The sequence below is a fragment of the Aeromicrobium sp. P2_G6 genome, assembly GCF_056403535.1.
The window spans coordinates 274,732-290,707 of record NZ_JBFUFH010000003.1; the positions used below are offsets into that span (position 1 = coordinate 274,732).

Below are 15,976 nucleotides of genomic sequence, written 5' to 3' on the forward strand. Positions count from 1 at the left end.
AAGAGGCTCCGTGATTGGATCGAAAGCATGACCGTCTCGTATCCCCGTCTGGCCGCGCGCACCCTGCGTTTCACCCTCGGCATCCCCCGCAACATCACGGTGTCGCCCGACGGCGGCACGGTGCGTTTCATCCGTACCCCCGACGGCGTCACGCGCACCGGCCAGCTGTGGGAGTACGACGTCGCGAGCGGCACCGAGTCGATCCTGGTCGACCCGACCACGCTGCTGGGTGAGGAGGGCGAGCAGCTGTCCGCCGAGGAGCGTTCCCGCCGCGAGCGCAGCCGCGAGTCCGCCGCAGGATTGGTCGGCTACGACGTCGACGAGACCGGGCGCTGGGCCTGCTTCACCCTGTCGGGACAGCTCTGGGCCGTGCACCTGGGCGCCAAGGCAGTGCACGCGCTGCCGAGCGTCGGCGCGGTCATCGACCCCCGACTCGACCCGACGGGACGCCTCATCGCGTACGCCTCGGGCGGCGCACTGCGCGTCGTCGGCGTCAACGGCCAGGACGAGCGCGCCCTCGTCGAACCCGAGTCGGCGACCGAGGTCTGGGGGCAGGCCGAGTTCATCGCCGCGGAGGAGATGGATCGCTTCCGCGGGTTCTGGTGGGCACCGGACGGTCGCTCGCTGCTCGTCGAGCGGTATGACGAGGCGCCCGTCCAGACGTGGCACATCGCCGACCCGGAGCACCCCGAGCGCGAACCCGTCGCCCAGCGCTACCCGGCCGCCGGCACGCCCAACGCCCATGTCACCCTCTGGCACGTCGACCTCGACGGCAACCGCACCGAGATCACGTGGGACCACGCAACATACGAGTACCTCGGCCGCGTCACCTGGACACCACACGGCGCGCCGGTGATCCAGGTGCTCAGCCGCGACCAGAAGTCGTCCCAGATCCTCTCGGTCGACGCCACCTCCGGACGTACCAGCGTCCTGCGCGAGCTCAGCGATCCTGCGTGGGTCGAGCTCTCGTCGGCGCCGCGGTTCGCGCCCGACGGCTCCCTCGTCTCGGTCGAGGATGCCGACGGCTGGCGTCGGGTGCTGCGCGACGGCGTGGCCGTCTCCGGTGACGGCTGGCAGGTCCGCAGCATCGTCGACGTGTTCGAGGACTGTGTCGTCGCGGCAGCGTCACAGGAGCCGACCGAGGTGCACATCGTCCGCTTCGGGTTCGACGGCACCGTCACCGAGATCACCAAGGGCGCCGCCGTGCACGGTGCCGTGATCGGCGGGCCCACGACGGTCATCGTCCGATCCGGCCTCGAGGCTGTCGGCACCACCGTCGTCGTGCACCGAGAGGACGCCGAGCCTTCGCCGGTCGACGTGCTCGCCGAGCCGGCCCCGCACGAGCCGGCCGTCACACTGGTTGCTGCGGGCGAGCACCAGCTCCGCACGGCAGTGCTGTTCCCCTCCGGCCACGAGCCCGGATCACGCCGGCTGCCGGTGCTGATGGACCCGTACGGCGGCCCGCACGCCCAGCGCGTGCTCGCGTCGGCGCGTGCCTTCCTCGAGGCACAGTGGCTCGCCGACCAGGGGTTCTGCGTCATCGTGTCGGACGGCCGGGGCACGCCGGGCCGTGGTCACGCCTGGGAGCGCGCGGTGCTCCACGAGTTCGCCACCGTGACGCTCGACGACCAGGTCGCGGCGCTCGACGCCGTGGCCGAGGCGTACCCGGACGACGTCGACACGGCCCGCGTCGGGATCACCGGCTGGTCCTACGGCGGCTACCTGTCAGCCCTCGCAGTGCTCAAGCGACCCGACGTGTTCCACGCTGCGGTCGCCGGTGCGCCGGTGACGGAGTGGCGGCTCTACGACACGTGCTACACCGAGCGCTATCTGGGTGATCCGCGCATGCAGCCCGAGGTCTACGACCACAACTCGCTGCTGCCGCTGGCGCCGCGCCTCGAGCGGCCGCTCATGATCATCCACGGCCTCGCCGACGACAACGTCGTGGCGGCACACACGCTCCAGCTGTCGTCGGCGCTGCTGGCGGCCGGTCGGCCGCACACCGTGCTGCCCCTGTCCGGCGTCACCCACATGACGCCGCAGGAGGTCGTGGCCGAGAACCTCAAGCTCCTGCAGGTGCAGTTCCTCAAGGACCACCTGGGAGCTTAGTGGTCTCGATACGATCGCTCGTTCCTCGCGATCACTCGACCAGCGAGCACTCGCTGATCGAGTGATCGCCTGGGGGTCCCCCCACGAGCGCAGCGAGTAGGGGGCGGGATGAGGCGGTGTATCGAGATCAATCCTTGAGGCGCTTCGGGCCTCCGGGGAGCTCCGGCGGGTCCTCCGGGAGGCGGTCGTCACCGGGCATCCAGCCGCCGTAGACGTCGACCATCTCCACGACCCGGTCGTCGAACGGCTCGACCAGCAGCACCCAGGCACGGTCCTCCCAGTCCTCCTCGCCGGCGAACGCCTCACGCCTCAGCGCGCTCGAGTAGCCCTCGCTCTCGAGGGCCTTGACCAGCTCCTCAGCGTCGTCGTCGGAGTCGAAGTAGATTCCTGTCACGGTCAGATCGTATGATGGGCTCGCACACATTCCCTGAGGAACAGGTAGCCGGTCCGTTGAAGCTCTGAGGTCAGATCCCGCGCAGCAGCCCACAGCGGCCTGCGCACCCATCGACCTCATGGAGCGCACATGCGTGCATCACTTTCTGTCAACGACCTCTCCTTCTCCTGGCCTGACGGCACCGTCGTCCTCGACAGCCTCGACCTCGGCGTCGGCCCCGGCCGGCACGGCCTCGTCGGCCTCAACGGGTCCGGCAAGTCCACGCTGCTGCGGCTGATCGCCGGCGAGCTCACGCCACAGCAGGGCTCGATCGGTGTCGACGGCCCCGTCGCCTACCTGCCGCAGGACCCCGGCGCCGACCCCACCCGGACGGTCTCCGACGTCCTGGGCATTGCCGAGACCCTCGCTGCACTGCAACACGTCGAGGCCGGGTCGACCGCGATGGCGGACTTCGACGCGATCGGCAACGACTGGGACATTGCGGAGCGTACGGAGGCGGAGCTCGCCCGGCTCGGACTCGGCCACCTCGGACTCGATCGCCCGGTCGCCTCGGTGTCGGGTGGTGAGCTCGTCCTGCTCTCGCTCGTCGCACGACTGCTGACGCGTCCGTCCGTCCTGCTGCTCGACGAGCCGACCAACAACCTCGACAGCGCCGCCCGGGAGCGACTCATCGACATCGTCGCCGCCTGGAAGGGCACGCTGCTCGTCGTGAGCCACGACCGCGACCTGCTCAACACGATGGACGACATCGGGTCCCTGCGCGGCGGAGCGGTGCGCTGGTATGGCAGCGGGTTCGACGACTACGAGGCCGCGGTCGAGGTCGAGCAGGAGGCCGCCGCACGGGCGGTACGCGCGGCCGAGTCCGACCTGCGGGCGCAGAAGCGAGACCGGATCGAGGCCGAGTCGGTCCTCGCGACCCGGCGCAAGCAGGGCGAGAAGGCCTGGGCCGAGAAGCGGATGCCCAGGATCGCGATGGGCAACTACAAGCGCCGGGCCCAGGTGTCCGCCGGCAAGCTGCGTGGCGTGCACGACGACCGCATCGAGGACGCCAACGCCCGGCTGGCCGAGGCCGAGGAGCTCGTCCACGACGACCGCGAGATACGGGTGGACCTCCCCAACACCGTCGTCCCGGCCGGCCGCGACGTCCTGGTGCTCGACGGGGTCCGTCCGGCGTACGGCGACCTGACCCTCGACCTCGAGCTCCGCGGACCCGAGCGCGTCGGGCTCACGGGCCGCAACGGCACCGGCAAGACCTCGCTGCTGCGGGCCATCACGGGTGAGCTCGAGCCTGCTGTCGGGACCGTACGGACGCACGTGCCCATCCGCCACCTGCCGCAGCGGATGGACCTCCTCGACGGGACGCTCACGGTCGCCGAGAACGTCGCCCGGATCGCGCCCAGCACGACCGAGAACGACCGGCGGGCCCAGCTCGCGCGGTTCCTGTTCCGCGGTCGGGCGGCAGACCAGCCGGCGTCGACGCTGTCGGGCGGCGAGCGGCTGCGGGCGACGCTGGCGTGCCTGCTGCTGGCCGAGCCGGCACCGCAGCTCCTGCTTCTCGACGAGCCCACCAACAACCTCGACCTGCCGAGCATCCGCCACCTGGTCGAGGCGCTGGAGTCGTACCGCGGCGCGTTCATCGTCGTCAGCCATGACCGGAGGTTCCTCGACGACCTCGCCCTCACCCGGAGGATCGACGTGTGACGCGACCAGCACACTGGTGCCATGACTGGGACCAACTGGGCGGGCAACCTGACGTACGGCGCATCGAAGCTGCTCGAGCCGACTTCGGTCGACGAGCTCTGCGAGATCGTCGCCACTGAGCCGCTCGTACGCGGACTGGGCAGCCGGCACTCGTTCAACCCGATCGCCGACACCACCGGTGTGCAGGTGTCGGTCGCTGCCCTCCCAGCCGTGATCGAGGTCGACCCGGCTGCGCGCCAGGTCACCGTGTCGGCCGGGCTCCGCTACGGCGAGCTGGTCGAGGAGCTGGACCGGGCGGGCTGGGCGCTGCACAACCTCGCGTCGCTCCCCCACATCTCCGTTGCCGGCGCGATCGCCACCGGCACTCACGGCTCCGGTGACCACAACGGCAGCCTCGCCAGCTCGGTCGCCGCGCTCGAGCTCGTGACGGGTGACGGCTCGGTGCTGCGCGTACGACGCGGCGATCCCGACTTCGCCGGCATGGTCGTGTCCCTCGGCTGCCTCGGCATCGTCACCCAGGTGACGCTCGACATCGTGCCGACCTTCCAGGTCCGCCAGGACGTGTACGAAGGCGTGTCGTGGGAGTCGATCGCGGACAACTTCGACGCGATCACCGCCAGCGCGTACAGCGTCAGCATGTTCACCGACTGGGGAGACGCGGGCGCGGGGCAAGCCTGGCTTAAGTCGCGCGCCGACGTGACGCCGCCCGCCGACTTCTTCGGCGCATCTCCTGCGACGCGCGAGCTCCATCCCCTGCCCGACGAGTCGGCGGAGTTCACGACGCGTCAGCTCGGCGCTCCGGGCGTGTGGTGGGACCGACTGCCACACTTCCGGCTGGGATTCACACCGAGCAACGGCGAGGAGCTGCAGACCGAGTACCTCGTGCCGCGGTTCCACGCGCTCGCCGCGATCGACGCCGTACGTTCGCTGGCTGCCGCCATCCGGCCGCACCTGTTCGTGAGCGAGCTGCGCACGATCGCGGCCGACGACCTGTGGCTCAGCCCGAGCCACGACGTCGACAGCCTCGGGATCCACTTCACCTGGCGGATGCATGTGCCGGAGGTGACGGCGCTCCTCCCGGCGCTCGACGACGCGCTGGCGCCGTTCTCGGCGCGACCACACTGGGGCAAGGTGTTCCGGAGCGACCGCGCCCACCTCGACACGGCGTACCCGCGCATCTCGGACTTCCGCTCACTCGCGGAGCGGCTCGACCCGACCGCCACGTTCCGCAACGCCCAGACGTCCGAGTGGCTCGGCCTCTGAACCATGTGACGTAGTCGTTGCCGATTCGGGCCCTGAACCACCTCGCGCACTGGCACACTGAAGATATGAACGCGTTCAATTCCTTGCCGGTCGACCTCATGGGGCCTCGGCTGATGCGCCAGGACTGGACCCGGCTGACGTTCATCCACTGGGCCGTCGACCCTGCCCTGGTCGCGCCACTGCTGCCCGCCGGCACCCGGCCCGACGTCCTCGACGGCGTGACGTACGTCGGGCTGATCCCGTTCGAGATGCGGCGCGCTGGGTTCGGCCGCGGGCCCGCAGTCCCGTTCTTCGGTGACTTCGCCGAGACGAACGTCCGCCTCTACTCCGTCGACGACGAAGGCCACCACGGCATCGTGTTCCGGTCGCTCGAGACGAGCCGGCTCCTGGTCGCGCTCGGCGCGCGCATCGCGTTCGGTACGCCCTACATGTGGGCGCGCATGCGTATCCGTCAGGACGGCGCCCGCATCGACTACACGACGCGGCGCCGCTGGCCGGGACCACGGCGAGCCGGGGCGCGGATCTCGGTCACGGTCGGCGATCCGATCGCCCAGCCGTCGGAGGTCGAGGAGTTCGTCACCGCCCGATTCGGGCTGCACAGCCGCTACTTCGGCCGGACGCTCTGGATCCCGAACCACCACGCACCCTGGCCGCTTCGGACCGCAACGCTGGAGTCGCTCGACGACGACCTGGTGGCGGCGGCCGGACTGCCCGGCATCGTGGGCCGCGCCCCTGACTCGGTCGTGCACGCGGACACGGTTCGCACCGAGTTCGGCGTCCCGGTCGTGGTGCGCAGCTCAGTCGGCGAGCTCGAAGTCGTCGAAGTCGAAGCCAGGTGACACCAGGCAGCTGACGAGGGCGTCCGTCTCTGACGGCCGGGTCCGCTGCCACACACCGGCCGGCACCAGGAACTGGGGTAGCTCACCGGCTCCCAGGTCGAGACCGACGACGTGCGCCTCGCAGAGACCAGGCTCCGCGTCGTATCCGCCGAGCTCGAGCACGACCGCGCCCTCGTGGGCGAGCCACTGCTCGTCCGACGAGACCCGGTGCCACGCAGACGCCTCTCCCGCCGGCAGCAGGAAGTAGATCAAGGTCGCCGTCGGACGTACGCGACCGTCAGCCAGCGCGACCGCGACGGGCGAGGCCCAGGTCTGCCGGAACCAGCCGCCTTCCGGGTGGGGCTCGAGGTCGAGGGCCTCGGCCAGCGGCGGGCGCGTCACAGCGCCGCCTCGATCGCAGGGATGCGCTCGCGGAACGCCTCGACGCGGTCGCGGGTCCGCTGAGGCTCGCCGACCTTGCCGAGGTTGAGGAAGCCCTCGTCGCCGCGAGCCTGACCAGCCTCGATCCGGTCGCCGGCCGCGGACATGCGCTCGACCACGGCGTCGAGCACCGTCATCGGGCCCCACTCGCCGTACGCGTCGACCAGCAGGTCGAGCCGGCGGGCCACGTCATCGATGGGGATCTCGCGATAGAGCGGGATGCCCGTCCAGGCCAGGAACGCGAGGTCCTCGATCGGACGTCCGGGCCCGGCCATGTCCCAGTCGATCATCGCGACGAAGTGGCCGCTCTGGATGATCCAGTTGTAGGCCCCGGGGTCGTGGTGGCAAATGATCTCGTCGTCCGCGAGCTGGGTCTCGCCGCCACGCCAGCGGCGTACGCCATCCGGCCGAAAGCCCTCGACGAGGTCGTGGAAGTCGCGCAGCCAGGTGACGGCCTCGGAGAGCACGTTGTCGAGGACGATCTCCTTGTCGACCGGCACGCCACGACCCTCGACGTACTCCAGGATCTCGCGGCCGTCGTCGTCGATGCCGTGCAGCTCGGGGATGCCGCGCAGCCCGTTGTCGTGCAGGTAGCTCAGCAGCTCATGGACGGCGGGAGTCCACGCTCCGGTGGGGCGACGAACCGTGCGTCCGACGCGCGTCGCGCCTCCTACCGCGCCGGGCAGGTGCTCAGGCTGTGTGTCGTCACGTGGCACTCTTTCATCGTGGCACATTCTCACTCGCATGCCGTGGCCGACTACGGACCTCCCCGACGCGGGCTCGCCGTCATCCTCACCGTGATCGTGCTGGCGATCGCCGCCATCGCCATTGCCGCGATGTTCGTCCTCTGGCCGGAGTCCGACAAGGTGCCGCACGACAAGAACCCGTACGGCGGGCAAGGCGTGAGCACGATCAACGCCAAGGTCACCGGCGTGGATCCGTTCGACTGCAACAGCGGTGGCGAGGGTCCCGACGGGATGCCGCAGGTCAAGGGCGACTGCGCCCACATCACGGCCACGGTCGATGACGGCACGGCGACGTTCGACCTCGACGCGGCGCGCTACAAGGCCGGGATCAAGCCGGGCGACGAGGTCAAGATCCTGCGCATCGCGCCCAAGGGCCAGTCGGTCTCGTACGAGTTCCTCGACTTCCGGCGCGGGCTGCCGCTCACGGCGCTCGCCGCGATCTTCTCGGTGCTCGTGGTCGTGGTCGCGCGCTGGCGGGGTCTGTTCGCGTTGGTCGGCATCGCGGTGACGATGCTGGCGCTGACCAAGTTCATCCTCCCCGCGTTCCTCGCCGGCGAGTCGCCGTTGATCGTCGCGATCGTGGGCTCGACCGTCATCATGATCGTCGTGCTCTACCTGGCGCACGGGATATCCATACGCACGACGTCGGCGTTGTTCGGGACACTCGTCGGCATCGGGTTGACCGGCCTGATGGGCCTCGGCGCGACGGCATGGACGAGTCTGTCCGGCGTCGGCTCTGAAGACGATCAGCGCCTGCTCGCCACAGTCCCCGGCATCCCCCTGTCCGGCGTCGTTGCCGCCACGATGGTCATCGCCGGGCTGGGCGTGCTCAACGACGTCACGGTCACCCAGGCCAGTGCGGTGTGGGAGCTCCGGGCGCTGCAACCGGCGATGCGCGCCGGAACGCTGTTCGCGTCGGCGATGCGCATCGGCCGCGACCACATCGCCTCGAGCGTCTACACACTGGTGTTCGCGTATGCCGGTTCGGCCATGACGATCCTCCTGCTCATCACGGCCTACCAGCAGAGCCTCGGCACGATGGCCACGACCGAGGAGATCGGCACCGAGATCGTCCGTACGATCGTCGGCGCCATCGGGCTCGTCCTCGCCGTCCCGATCACCACGGCCTTCGCGGTGCTGCTGGCGCCGAAGGGCGAGGACGAGCACGCCACCTATGACCCGCCCCCTTCGCGCCGCGGCAGTCACGCCGGGACCGCAGGCGCCTGACGCTCAGTCCTCGTGCGCCGGTCCGCCGGCCTGCGGCGCCAGGTCCCCCGGCCGCTCGCCGGTGTCGGTGGCGTCCTCAGGCTCCGGCGGCACGGGGCCTGGGTTGGCGAGCTCGCCGTCCTCGTCGGAACGGGTCTCGTCGGTCGTGTCGTTGTGTGCTTCCTCGGGATCAGCCATGGGCACGGCGTACCCCGGCGTCCGATCGCCAAGCACTGAGTCGCCGCCCGATCCAGGTGCGATCGACAGGGACCTAGGTCCCGCACATCGGTGACCTTTTCGGCAACGCGACAGGCTTTAGCAGCGTAGAGTCACCCTATGCGACACGGGGACTCGAAGTGCGGGATCGAACGGCAGATCAGTCGATGACCTCGGCTCTTCGTCTGCTGACCCCGCTGGGATCAGCGGCTCCGTTCGACCCCCTGCTCGATCTGCGACGAGCCATCGCCACGGAGCTGGCCGTCATGGCATTCGAGGCGAGTCACCACCACTGAGCGCTCACGGACAGCCCGACGCCTGTCTCAGCTGGTCGTCGTCACCACGCTGAGCCGCGGCGTCGTCTTGATGGTCTGCAGCACGACGCAGTAGCGCTCGGTCAGCCGCTCGAGCGTCGACAGCTGTTCGGCATCGGCGTCCGTGTCGAGCTCGAAGCTCAGTCGGATCTCCCTGAAACCGACCGGCGCATCCTTGTCGACCGCGAGCGTTCCACGGAAGTCGAGATCGCCCTCGGCGGTGATCGTCCCGCCCCGCACGTCGATCCCGAGTGAGGACGCGACGGCACTCAGCGTCACTCCCGCACACGCGGCGAGCGCGCCAAGCAGCATGTCGCCCGAGCACAGCTGCGTACCGTCGCCACCCGCAGCCGGGTGCAGGCCGGCGGCTGCCATGGCTCGACCCGTGTCGAGCGAGCAGCTCACGCCGTCACCGAGGTGCCCGGTCGAGCTCAAGGTGACGACGGCCGATTCGGGATCCTCGCGGTACTGCTGCTTGAGGGAACCTTGCACAGCCTTCAGCGTCGTGTCGGTCATGCCTGACCCTAACCAGTCCGGTCGATCCCGTTCACGAATCCGGCATCCAAAGTTCACGCGGCGTACGCAGCAAACAGGCAATCCCACCGGGGTTCGCTCCTAGGCTCGTACCACCACCGATGGGGTCGCACGAGAGGACATCCGGATGCCGTCCACACCGCCGCACGCCGCGTGGACGTCGACGTACCAGCTCTCCTCCCAAACGCGACAGCAGCGCATCCTGCGCGCCATCAAGCGGCTCGACCATCCGAGCATCAAGGCCCTCGGCACGACCCGCGCCGCCGAGTGCGTGATCGTCATCGAGTGCGCGTCAGCCGCGGACGAGATCCGGTCGCGCAGAGTTGTGATGGCCCTCGACGTGCTGGCCGTGCGTACCGAGACCACGCGCCGGCAGGAAGCACCGGTGACGCCGAGCGGCTTCGCCGACTGTTCTGAGATACATCTCGCATTGGGGCATGTCGGCTTGAGTCTCGGCAGGCACCCGGGTACATGTGGATAGGTACGTTCGCCTCAAGCAGCTGGTCCGGTCGTCCGCCGATCGTCTCCTGCTTCCCCCTGCCCGAGGAATGGTTCCATGATCGACCTTGTCATCCGCCCATTGGCCGGACTCCTGTTGTGCGCCGTGTTCGTGGCCCTCTTCTTGTCCCTCCCGACCGTCATCCGGCACGCCCGCGCGTGGATCGCCCAGATCCGCGAAGGCAACCTGCCGGCCCCCGTGCTGAGCCTGATCAGGCAACGCGAAGAGCCCGTCGAAGAGTCGTCGTCCGAACGCAAGGCATCCTGACGCTCACCGCCGCACGGCGGTTCCGTTGCTGACGTAGCCCCACGGCCGCGAGACCTTCGGCCCGGGCAGGTAGTGCTGCTCCAGCGCGGTGATCTCGAACCCGGCCGAGCTGACGAGGCCGGCGATGTCCCGCGAGAGGTGGCACCCTCCGGCGACCGCCTTCTGCATGGGCTCCATCCGGTGCTGCCAGCGCTCAACCCCCGCTTCGGGCGCAAGGCCGTGCTCGAGGAACGCGAACGTGCCGCCACGGCGCAGCACGCGATGGACCTCGCGCAGCGCCAGCTCGACGTCGGGAATCGTGCACAGCGTGAACGTCGACAGCGCCGCGTCGAAGGAGCCGTCCGGCTCGTCGAGCGACTGCCCGTCGAGGCCTGACCGAGTGATCGGCGTACGCGATTCGGAGCGTCGATCAGCCGACATCTTCCAGGCGACGTCCGATGGCTCGACCGCGGCCACCGACTCGACAACCTCGGGGTACTTGTCGATGTTGAGCCCAGAGCCGAAGCCCAGCTCGATGACTCGGCCGTCGAGCGCAGCGCACACCCGCTCGCGCTCCTTCATGACATCGCCCGTGGACAACGCCCGGTCGACGAGGTGCGGCAGGATTCGATCGCTCCAGAGGGCCATCTCCCGATGGTAGGCGCGTCGCTGCGGTGGGACGCTGGACATGTGTCTTCTCGCGTGAGGAGGATCTGGCTGCTCGCCATGGCGGCGAGCGTCGTGGCGTGCGGTGGAGGAGATTCCTCGACCAAGGAGAAGGCCGTCCCGGAGGCACCCGACATGATCACCGTGAGCAGCAGCGCCTTCCAGGATCGGCAACCGATTCCTGCCCGATTCACGTGCGACGGTGACGGCGAGGCTCCGCCGCTGGCCTGGGCCGACGTCCCGACGGATGCGGCCGCCCTTGCCCTCGTCGTCGACGACCCCGATGCCCCCAATGGGACGTTCGTACATTGGATCGTGCTGGACATACCCGCCCAGACCGCGGGGTTGGAGGCGGGCGCCGTGCCCTCCGGCGCCACCCAGGCGAAGAACTCCGCAGGCAAGGCGTCGTACGCCGGTCCGTGCCCGCCGAGCGGGACACATCGCTACAGGTTCACGGTCTATGCGTTGTCGCGGCTGACCGGGCTGAGCGACGACGCGGACACGACTCAGGCGCTCGCCGCGATCAAGTCGGCAGCCACAGCACAGGGGCGGCTGGTCGGTACATACGAGCGCTCTGGGTGACTGACCAGCACGAATGCAGAAAGTTCGGAAGTGACCCTTGCCACATCGGTGTGACCTCCCTTACAGTCATCGAACCGGTTCGTCGAACCGGTTCGATTACGAAAGGGTGTATCCGGTGGCAACCATCGAAGACGTGGCAAAAGCGGCAGGTGTGTCGCGCAGCACCGTCTCGTACGCCCTGTCCGGCAAGCGCACGATATCGCTCGAGACCCGGCGTCGGATCGACGACGCGATCAAGTCGTTGAACTTCACTCCGAACGCCGGGGCTCGGGCACTCAAGACCTCCCAGACGATGGTCCTGGGGCTGCTGCTGCAGTTCCACGAGGACGAGTTCGCGCCCGCCATGCTGCAGTACCTGCTGCCGATCACCGAGTCCGCCCGCACCCTCGGCTACGACATCTTGATGATGACCGAGAGCGATGGCGCAGCCGCCCTCACGCGGGTCGCCCAGTCCGGCATGGTCGACGGCCTGATCCTGCTCGACGTCTCCCACGACGACCCCCGCCTCACCGCCCTCCGCGCCGCCCGGCAGCCAGGGGTGCTCGTCGGCCTCCCGGGCGACACCGACGGCCTCGACGTGTTCGACCTCGACTTCCCCGACGCGGCGCGCACCCTCGTGGACCACCTGCACGGCCTCGGTCACGAGGAGATCTGCCTGATCACTCCTCCGCGTCATGTCTACGACCGCGGCGGTGCGTACGCCTGGCGGTTCCGCGACGCCGCCCTCGAGCAGGCCACCAAGCACGGCATGAAGTTCTCGGCTCACTACGGCGAGTCACGCCAGCCGGCGATCGACGAGAGCCTCAACCGCATCCTCGACAGCGTGCCCAACGCAACCGGACTGATCGTGCACAACGACGCGTCGGTCGCGGTCCTGCCCGCTGTCCTGCACAGCAGAGGCGTTCGCGTCCCCGACGATCTCTCGGTGGTCAGCCTCTATTCCAAAGATTTTGCCCGGAGCTTCTCGCTGCCTTACACCGCGGTCGAGTCCTCTCCGGACAAGCTGGGCCGTCTGGCCGTCGAGCAGCTCACGCGACGCATCCAGAACCCCGGCACGACTGACCTCCCCGAGGTCCGTTTCATCGCCGCTGAGCTCGTGGACCGAGGCAGCACCCGCTAACAGAACCCTCACCCTCCGCCGTTTCTCGACGCCCATCGTCGAACCGGTTCGACACAACGAAAGGTTCCACTCATGACCCACTCTCGACTTCGGCCCCTCGGCCTGGCCCTCGCCGGCCTGGCTCTCGCCGGGACGGTCGCCGGCTGTTCCAACGGCGGCGACTCGGAGGGCTCCGGCGGCTCCAGCGCCAAGCAGTTCGCGTTCTGGGACCCCTACCCGCAGTTCGACAACTCCTCCGACTGGGTCAAGCTCGTCAAGTCGTGTGGCGACGAGGCAGGCGTCACGATCAAGCGCACCGGCTACGACACGTCGGACCTGACCAGCAAGGCGCTCCTTGCCGGCCAGCAGGGCGCATCGCCCGACGTCATCGTCATCGACAACCCGGTGATCTCGACCCTCGCCGACGCCGGCGTGCTGGCCTCCGCCGATGAGCTCAAGCTCGACACGGCACCGTTCGCCGAGAACATCGCCGCACCGGGCATCCTCGACGACAAGGCGTACGGCGTGCCGATCGGCGCCAACACCCTCGCGCTCTACTACAACGCGGACCTGCTGCAGAAGGCCGGCGTCGACCCGGCCTCGGTCACGGACTGGGCCTCGCTGAATGCGGCGCTCGCCAAGATCAAGGACGAGGGCGCCAAGGGCATCACGTTCTCCGGCATCGGCACCGAAGAGGGCTCGTTCCAGTTCCTGCCGTGGTTCTGGGGCTCCGGCGCCAACCTCAAGGACCTCGCCTCGCCGGAGGCGGTCTCGGCCGTCAAGCTGTGGGACGACTGGCTCGCCAAGGGCTACGCGCCCAACTCGGTCATCAACAACACGCAGACGACCGCGTGGCAGGAGTTCGAGACCGGCAAGTTCGGCTTCGTCGAGAACGGCACCTGGCAGATGGGCAACGCCGAGAAGCTGGGCTTCAAGTACGGCATCATCTCCATCCCCGCCAAGGACGGCGGCGGCGCTCCGGTGCCGACAGGTGGCGAGTTCGTCGCCGCACCGGTCCAGAAGGACACGGCGCGCTACGCCAAGACGACGAAGATCATCAACTGCCTCACGGACCCGGCCAACCTGCTGACGACCGACACGACGCTCTCGTACATCGCGCCGATCGCCGACGTGCAGAAGGAGCAGGAGAGCAAGGATCCCAAGCTGGTGCCATGGGTCAAGGCGGTGGGCGATGCCAAGGGTCGTACGAGCGACAACCTCGGCACGAACTACCCGATCATCTCCGAGCAGATGTGGGCTGCCTTCCAGAACGCGATGAGCGGATCTGATTCACCGCAGTCGGCGATGGAGACGGCCCAAAAGGCTGCCGCCTCGAAGGTCAAGTAACACCAACCCTCGGACTGGAGCTTCATCATGAGCAACACCAGGGCCGCCATCCGGGCGCCCCGCGTCGAGACTCAGGTCTCGGCGCGGGGGCGCCGGGCCCCTCGCCTCCCCCGTCTCCTCGGCTGGGCCTACCTGGCGCCGGTCGTGATCTACCTGATCGCGTTCTACGCCTATCCGCTGTACCGCAACCTCGAGCTCAGCCTGCGCGACTACACCGTACGGTCGTTCGTCTCCGGCGATGCCCCGTTCATCGGGCTCGACAACTTCCGCGAGGTCTTCGCGGACCCGACGTTCGGCCCGGCCGTGATCCACACCGCGATCTTCACGTTCGTGTCGATCGCCTTCCAGTACGTGATCGGGCTCGCGCTCGCCGTGTTCTTCAACAACAACTTCCGGCTCTCGTCGACGCTTCGTGCGCTGTTCCTCGTGCCGTGGCTGCTGCCGATGATCGTCTCGGCCTCCACGTGGTCATGGATGCTCAACAGCGACTCGGGCGTGGTCAACACCGCCCTCGGCGCGTTCGGCCTCCCGGAGATCAACTGGCTCACGTCGCCGACCTGGTCCCTCGTCGCGGTCATCCTCGCGAACATCTGGATCGGCATCCCGTTCAACCTCGTGATCCTCTACAGCGGCCTGCAGAACATCCCCGACAACCTCTTCGAGGCCGCAGCGCTCGACGGCGCCAGCAGCTGGCAGACCTTCCGGCACGTGACGTTGCCGCTGCTCAGGCCCGTCTCGGCGATCACCTTGCTGCTGGGCTTCGTCTACACCCTCAAGGTCTTCGACATCATCTGGATCATGACCCGTGGCGGGCCGGGAACGTCGTCGACGACCATGTCCACCTGGTCGTACCAGCTCGGCTTCGGCTCGCTGGTCCCCCACTTCGGTCCCGGCGCAGCCGTCGGCAACCTCCTCATCATCGTGGCGCTGCTCTTCGGGCTGCTCTACATCCGCTTCCAGAGGGAGGCTGCGCAATGACCACCACCAGAAGCACTGCGAAGACCTTGATCGGGATCCTGCTGACGGCACTCATGCTGTTCCCCGTCTACTGGATGCTGAACGTCTCGCTCATGCACTCGTCCGACATGCGCCGCGATCCGCCCTACCTGGTGCCGCTGCACCCGACTTTCAGCGGCTATCAGGCCGTGCTCAACGACCAGCTGCCCTACCTCGCCACGAGCCTGGCCATCGGCATCGGCACGGTGGCCCTGACGCTGGCCGTGTCAGCACCCGCGGCGTACTCGCTGGCGAAGCTCCGCCCGCTCGGTGGCCGGCCGCTCACGTTCATCCTGCTCATGGCGCAGATGATCCCCGGGATCATCATGGCGATGGGGTTCTACTCGATCTTCCTGAACGTCGGGATCATCAACACCTGGTGGGGCCTGGTCATCGCCGACTCGACGCTCGCCGTCCCCTTCGGCGTCCTGATCTTCACGGCGTTCATGTCAGGCATCCCCGACGAGCTCATCCAGGCGGCGAAGCTCGACGGCGCCGGCAGCTGGCGCACGTTCGTCTCGATCGTGCTGCCGGTGAGCCGCAATCCCGTCGTGACGGTCTCGCTGTTCGCGTTCCTCTGGGCGTGGTCCGACTTCATCTTCGCCAGCACGCTCAACAGCGGCGGAACGATGCAGCCGATCACGCTCGGCATCTACAAGTACATCGGCAACAACAACCAGGAGTGGAACTCGATCATGGCGACCGCCGTCGTGGCCTCGGTTCCTGCAGCCTTCCTCCTCGTCGTCGCCCAGCGGTACGTCGCAGCCGGCGTCACCGCAGGCGCCGTCAAGGACTGACC

19 protein-coding genes are annotated in these 15,976 nt (G+C 68.6%); 13 read left to right on the forward strand and 6 right to left on the reverse strand.

The genetic code is table 11. The features are described 5' to 3' along the window. Positions 1-27: 27 nt before the first annotated feature. Positions 28-2,109: a S9 family peptidase gene (locus AC1DVU_RS12270; RefSeq protein ID WP_476922720.1), complete on the forward strand. Its 2,082-nt coding sequence runs from the start codon at positions 28-30 to the stop codon at positions 2,107-2,109. 127 nt (positions 2,110-2,236) lie between these two features. On the opposite strand, the gene AC1DVU_RS12275 is transcribed toward AC1DVU_RS12270, so the two are convergent. After that, positions 2,237-2,503 carry a hypothetical protein gene (locus AC1DVU_RS12275; protein WP_476922721.1) on the reverse strand — a complete coding sequence of 89 codons (267 nt, stop codon included), beginning with the start codon at positions 2,501-2,503 and terminating at the stop codon, positions 2,237-2,239. Positions 2,504-2,632: 129 nt separating this feature from the next. Here AC1DVU_RS12275 and AC1DVU_RS12280 point away from each other — a divergent pair, with 129 nt between their 5' ends. The 3 genes from AC1DVU_RS12280 (at position 2,633) to AC1DVU_RS12290 (ending at position 6,306) form a co-directional block, all read left to right on the forward strand. Then, on the forward strand, positions 2,633-4,204 hold the full coding sequence (locus AC1DVU_RS12280) for an ABC-F family ATP-binding cassette domain-containing protein (RefSeq protein WP_476922722.1): 1,572 nt from the start codon (positions 2,633-2,635) through the stop codon (positions 4,202-4,204). 21 nt (positions 4,205-4,225) lie between these two features. Further along, positions 4,226-5,467 (forward strand): FAD-binding protein, encoded by a 1,242-nt coding sequence (locus tag AC1DVU_RS12285; RefSeq protein WP_476922723.1) that lies wholly within the window; start codon positions 4,226-4,228, stop codon positions 5,465-5,467. A gap of 65 nt (positions 5,468-5,532) precedes the next feature. Next, on the forward strand, positions 5,533-6,306 hold the full coding sequence (locus AC1DVU_RS12290; protein WP_476922724.1) for a YqjF family protein: 774 nt from the start codon (positions 5,533-5,535) through the stop codon (positions 6,304-6,306). On the opposite strand, the gene AC1DVU_RS12295 is transcribed toward AC1DVU_RS12290, so the two are convergent. Both AC1DVU_RS12295 and AC1DVU_RS12300 read right to left on the reverse strand, forming a co-directional pair. Next, positions 6,265-6,687 carry a cupin domain-containing protein gene (locus AC1DVU_RS12295; RefSeq protein WP_476922725.1) on the reverse strand — a complete coding sequence of 141 codons (423 nt, stop codon included), beginning with the start codon at positions 6,685-6,687 and terminating at the stop codon, positions 6,265-6,267. The two genes, AC1DVU_RS12290 and AC1DVU_RS12295, sit on opposite strands and share 42 nt — an antisense overlap. Then, on the reverse strand, positions 6,684-7,442 hold the full coding sequence (locus tag AC1DVU_RS12300) for a phosphotransferase (RefSeq protein WP_476922726.1): 759 nt from the start codon (positions 7,440-7,442) through the stop codon (positions 6,684-6,686). Before AC1DVU_RS12300 ends, AC1DVU_RS12295 begins: the two co-directional genes overlap by 4 nt. Positions 7,443-7,451: 9 nt before the next feature. Here AC1DVU_RS12300 and AC1DVU_RS12305 point away from each other — a divergent pair, with 9 nt between their 5' ends. Next, the gene (locus AC1DVU_RS12305) at positions 7,452-8,699 is read left to right on the forward strand and encodes a YibE/F family protein (RefSeq protein WP_476922727.1); all 1,248 of its coding nucleotides are present in this window, start codon (positions 7,452-7,454) and stop codon (positions 8,697-8,699) included. Between the two features lie 3 nt (positions 8,700-8,702). Here AC1DVU_RS12305 and AC1DVU_RS12310 read toward each other — a convergent pair whose 3' ends face one another. Then, entirely contained in the window at positions 8,703-8,876 is a 174-nt protein-coding gene (locus AC1DVU_RS12310; protein WP_476922728.1) for a hypothetical protein, read from the reverse strand. Positions 8,877-9,061: 185 nt separating this feature from the next. Between AC1DVU_RS12310 and AC1DVU_RS12315 the strand changes: the two genes are divergently transcribed. Further along, on the forward strand, positions 9,062-9,190 hold the full coding sequence (locus AC1DVU_RS12315) for a hypothetical protein (RefSeq protein WP_476922729.1): 129 nt from the start codon (positions 9,062-9,064) through the stop codon (positions 9,188-9,190). 27 nt (positions 9,191-9,217) lie between these two features. Here AC1DVU_RS12315 and AC1DVU_RS12320 read toward each other — a convergent pair whose 3' ends face one another. Next, entirely contained in the window at positions 9,218-9,724 is a 507-nt protein-coding gene (locus AC1DVU_RS12320) for an OsmC family protein (protein WP_476922730.1), read from the reverse strand. A 145-nt stretch (positions 9,725-9,869) separates the two neighbouring features. Here AC1DVU_RS12320 and AC1DVU_RS12325 point away from each other — a divergent pair, with 145 nt between their 5' ends. Together AC1DVU_RS12325 and AC1DVU_RS12330 are read left to right on the forward strand one after the other, a co-directional pair. Next, entirely contained in the window at positions 9,870-10,223 is a 354-nt protein-coding gene (locus AC1DVU_RS12325; RefSeq protein ID WP_476922731.1) for a hypothetical protein, read from the forward strand. 75 nt (positions 10,224-10,298) lie between these two features. Continuing rightward, positions 10,299-10,508 carry a hypothetical protein gene (locus AC1DVU_RS12330; protein ID WP_476922732.1) on the forward strand — a complete coding sequence of 70 codons (210 nt, stop codon included), beginning with the start codon at positions 10,299-10,301 and terminating at the stop codon, positions 10,506-10,508. Positions 10,509-10,511: 3 nt separating this feature from the next. Here the strand turns inward: AC1DVU_RS12330 and AC1DVU_RS12335 are convergent, their stop codons facing one another. Next, positions 10,512-11,135 (reverse strand): class I SAM-dependent methyltransferase, encoded by a 624-nt coding sequence (locus AC1DVU_RS12335; protein WP_476922733.1) that lies wholly within the window; start codon positions 11,133-11,135, stop codon positions 10,512-10,514. A 42-nt stretch (positions 11,136-11,177) separates the two neighbouring features. Between AC1DVU_RS12335 and AC1DVU_RS12340 the strand changes: the two genes are divergently transcribed. The 5 genes from AC1DVU_RS12340 (at position 11,178) to AC1DVU_RS12360 (ending at position 15,974) form a co-directional block, all read left to right on the forward strand. Continuing rightward, positions 11,178-11,735: a YbhB/YbcL family Raf kinase inhibitor-like protein gene (locus AC1DVU_RS12340; protein ID WP_476922734.1), complete on the forward strand. Its 558-nt coding sequence runs from the start codon at positions 11,178-11,180 to the stop codon at positions 11,733-11,735. A gap of 115 nt (positions 11,736-11,850) precedes the next feature. Further along, positions 11,851-12,855, forward strand: a complete 1,005-nt coding sequence (locus AC1DVU_RS12345; protein ID WP_476922735.1) for a LacI family DNA-binding transcriptional regulator — start codon at positions 11,851-11,853, stop codon at positions 12,853-12,855. 72 nt (positions 12,856-12,927) lie between these two features. Continuing rightward, positions 12,928-14,181, forward strand: coding sequence for a sugar ABC transporter substrate-binding protein (locus AC1DVU_RS12350; protein WP_476922736.1), 1,254 nt, complete (start codon positions 12,928-12,930; stop codon positions 14,179-14,181). 27 nt (positions 14,182-14,208) lie between these two features. Then, on the forward strand, positions 14,209-15,159 hold the full coding sequence (locus tag AC1DVU_RS12355) for a carbohydrate ABC transporter permease (protein ID WP_476922737.1): 951 nt from the start codon (positions 14,209-14,211) through the stop codon (positions 15,157-15,159). Further along, positions 15,156-15,974, forward strand: coding sequence for a carbohydrate ABC transporter permease (locus tag AC1DVU_RS12360; protein WP_476922738.1), 819 nt, complete (start codon positions 15,156-15,158; stop codon positions 15,972-15,974). The genes AC1DVU_RS12355 and AC1DVU_RS12360 overlap by 4 nt, the downstream gene beginning before the upstream one ends. Positions 15,975-15,976: the final 2 nt, after the last annotated feature.

Coding starts and splice junctions, on each gene's coding strand:
- AC1DVU_RS12335 (WP_476922733.1), bottom strand. CDS start 11,135: ATGGCCCTCTGGAGCGATCGAATCCTGCCGCACCTCGTCGACCGGGCG.
- AC1DVU_RS12310 (WP_476922728.1), bottom strand. CDS start 8,876: ATGGCTGATCCCGAGGAAGCACACAACGACACGACCGACGAGACCCGT.
- AC1DVU_RS12315 (WP_476922729.1), top strand. CDS start 9,062: ATGACCTCGGCTCTTCGTCTGCTGACCCCGCTGGGATCAGCGGCTCCG.
- AC1DVU_RS12270 (WP_476922720.1), top strand. CDS start 28: ATGACCGTCTCGTATCCCCGTCTGGCCGCGCGCACCCTGCGTTTCACC.
- AC1DVU_RS12290 (WP_476922724.1), top strand. CDS start 5,533: ATGAACGCGTTCAATTCCTTGCCGGTCGACCTCATGGGGCCTCGGCTG.
- AC1DVU_RS12355 (WP_476922737.1), top strand. CDS start 14,209: ATGAGCAACACCAGGGCCGCCATCCGGGCGCCCCGCGTCGAGACTCAG.
- AC1DVU_RS12320 (WP_476922730.1), bottom strand. CDS start 9,724: ATGACCGACACGACGCTGAAGGCTGTGCAAGGTTCCCTCAAGCAGCAG.
- AC1DVU_RS12285 (WP_476922723.1), top strand. CDS start 4,226: ATGACTGGGACCAACTGGGCGGGCAACCTGACGTACGGCGCATCGAAG.
- AC1DVU_RS12360 (WP_476922738.1), top strand. CDS start 15,156: ATGACCACCACCAGAAGCACTGCGAAGACCTTGATCGGGATCCTGCTG.
- AC1DVU_RS12350 (WP_476922736.1), top strand. CDS start 12,928: ATGACCCACTCTCGACTTCGGCCCCTCGGCCTGGCCCTCGCCGGCCTG.
- AC1DVU_RS12330 (WP_476922732.1), top strand. CDS start 10,299: ATGATCGACCTTGTCATCCGCCCATTGGCCGGACTCCTGTTGTGCGCC.
- AC1DVU_RS12280 (WP_476922722.1), top strand. CDS start 2,633: ATGCGTGCATCACTTTCTGTCAACGACCTCTCCTTCTCCTGGCCTGAC.
- AC1DVU_RS12325 (WP_476922731.1), top strand. CDS start 9,870: ATGCCGTCCACACCGCCGCACGCCGCGTGGACGTCGACGTACCAGCTC.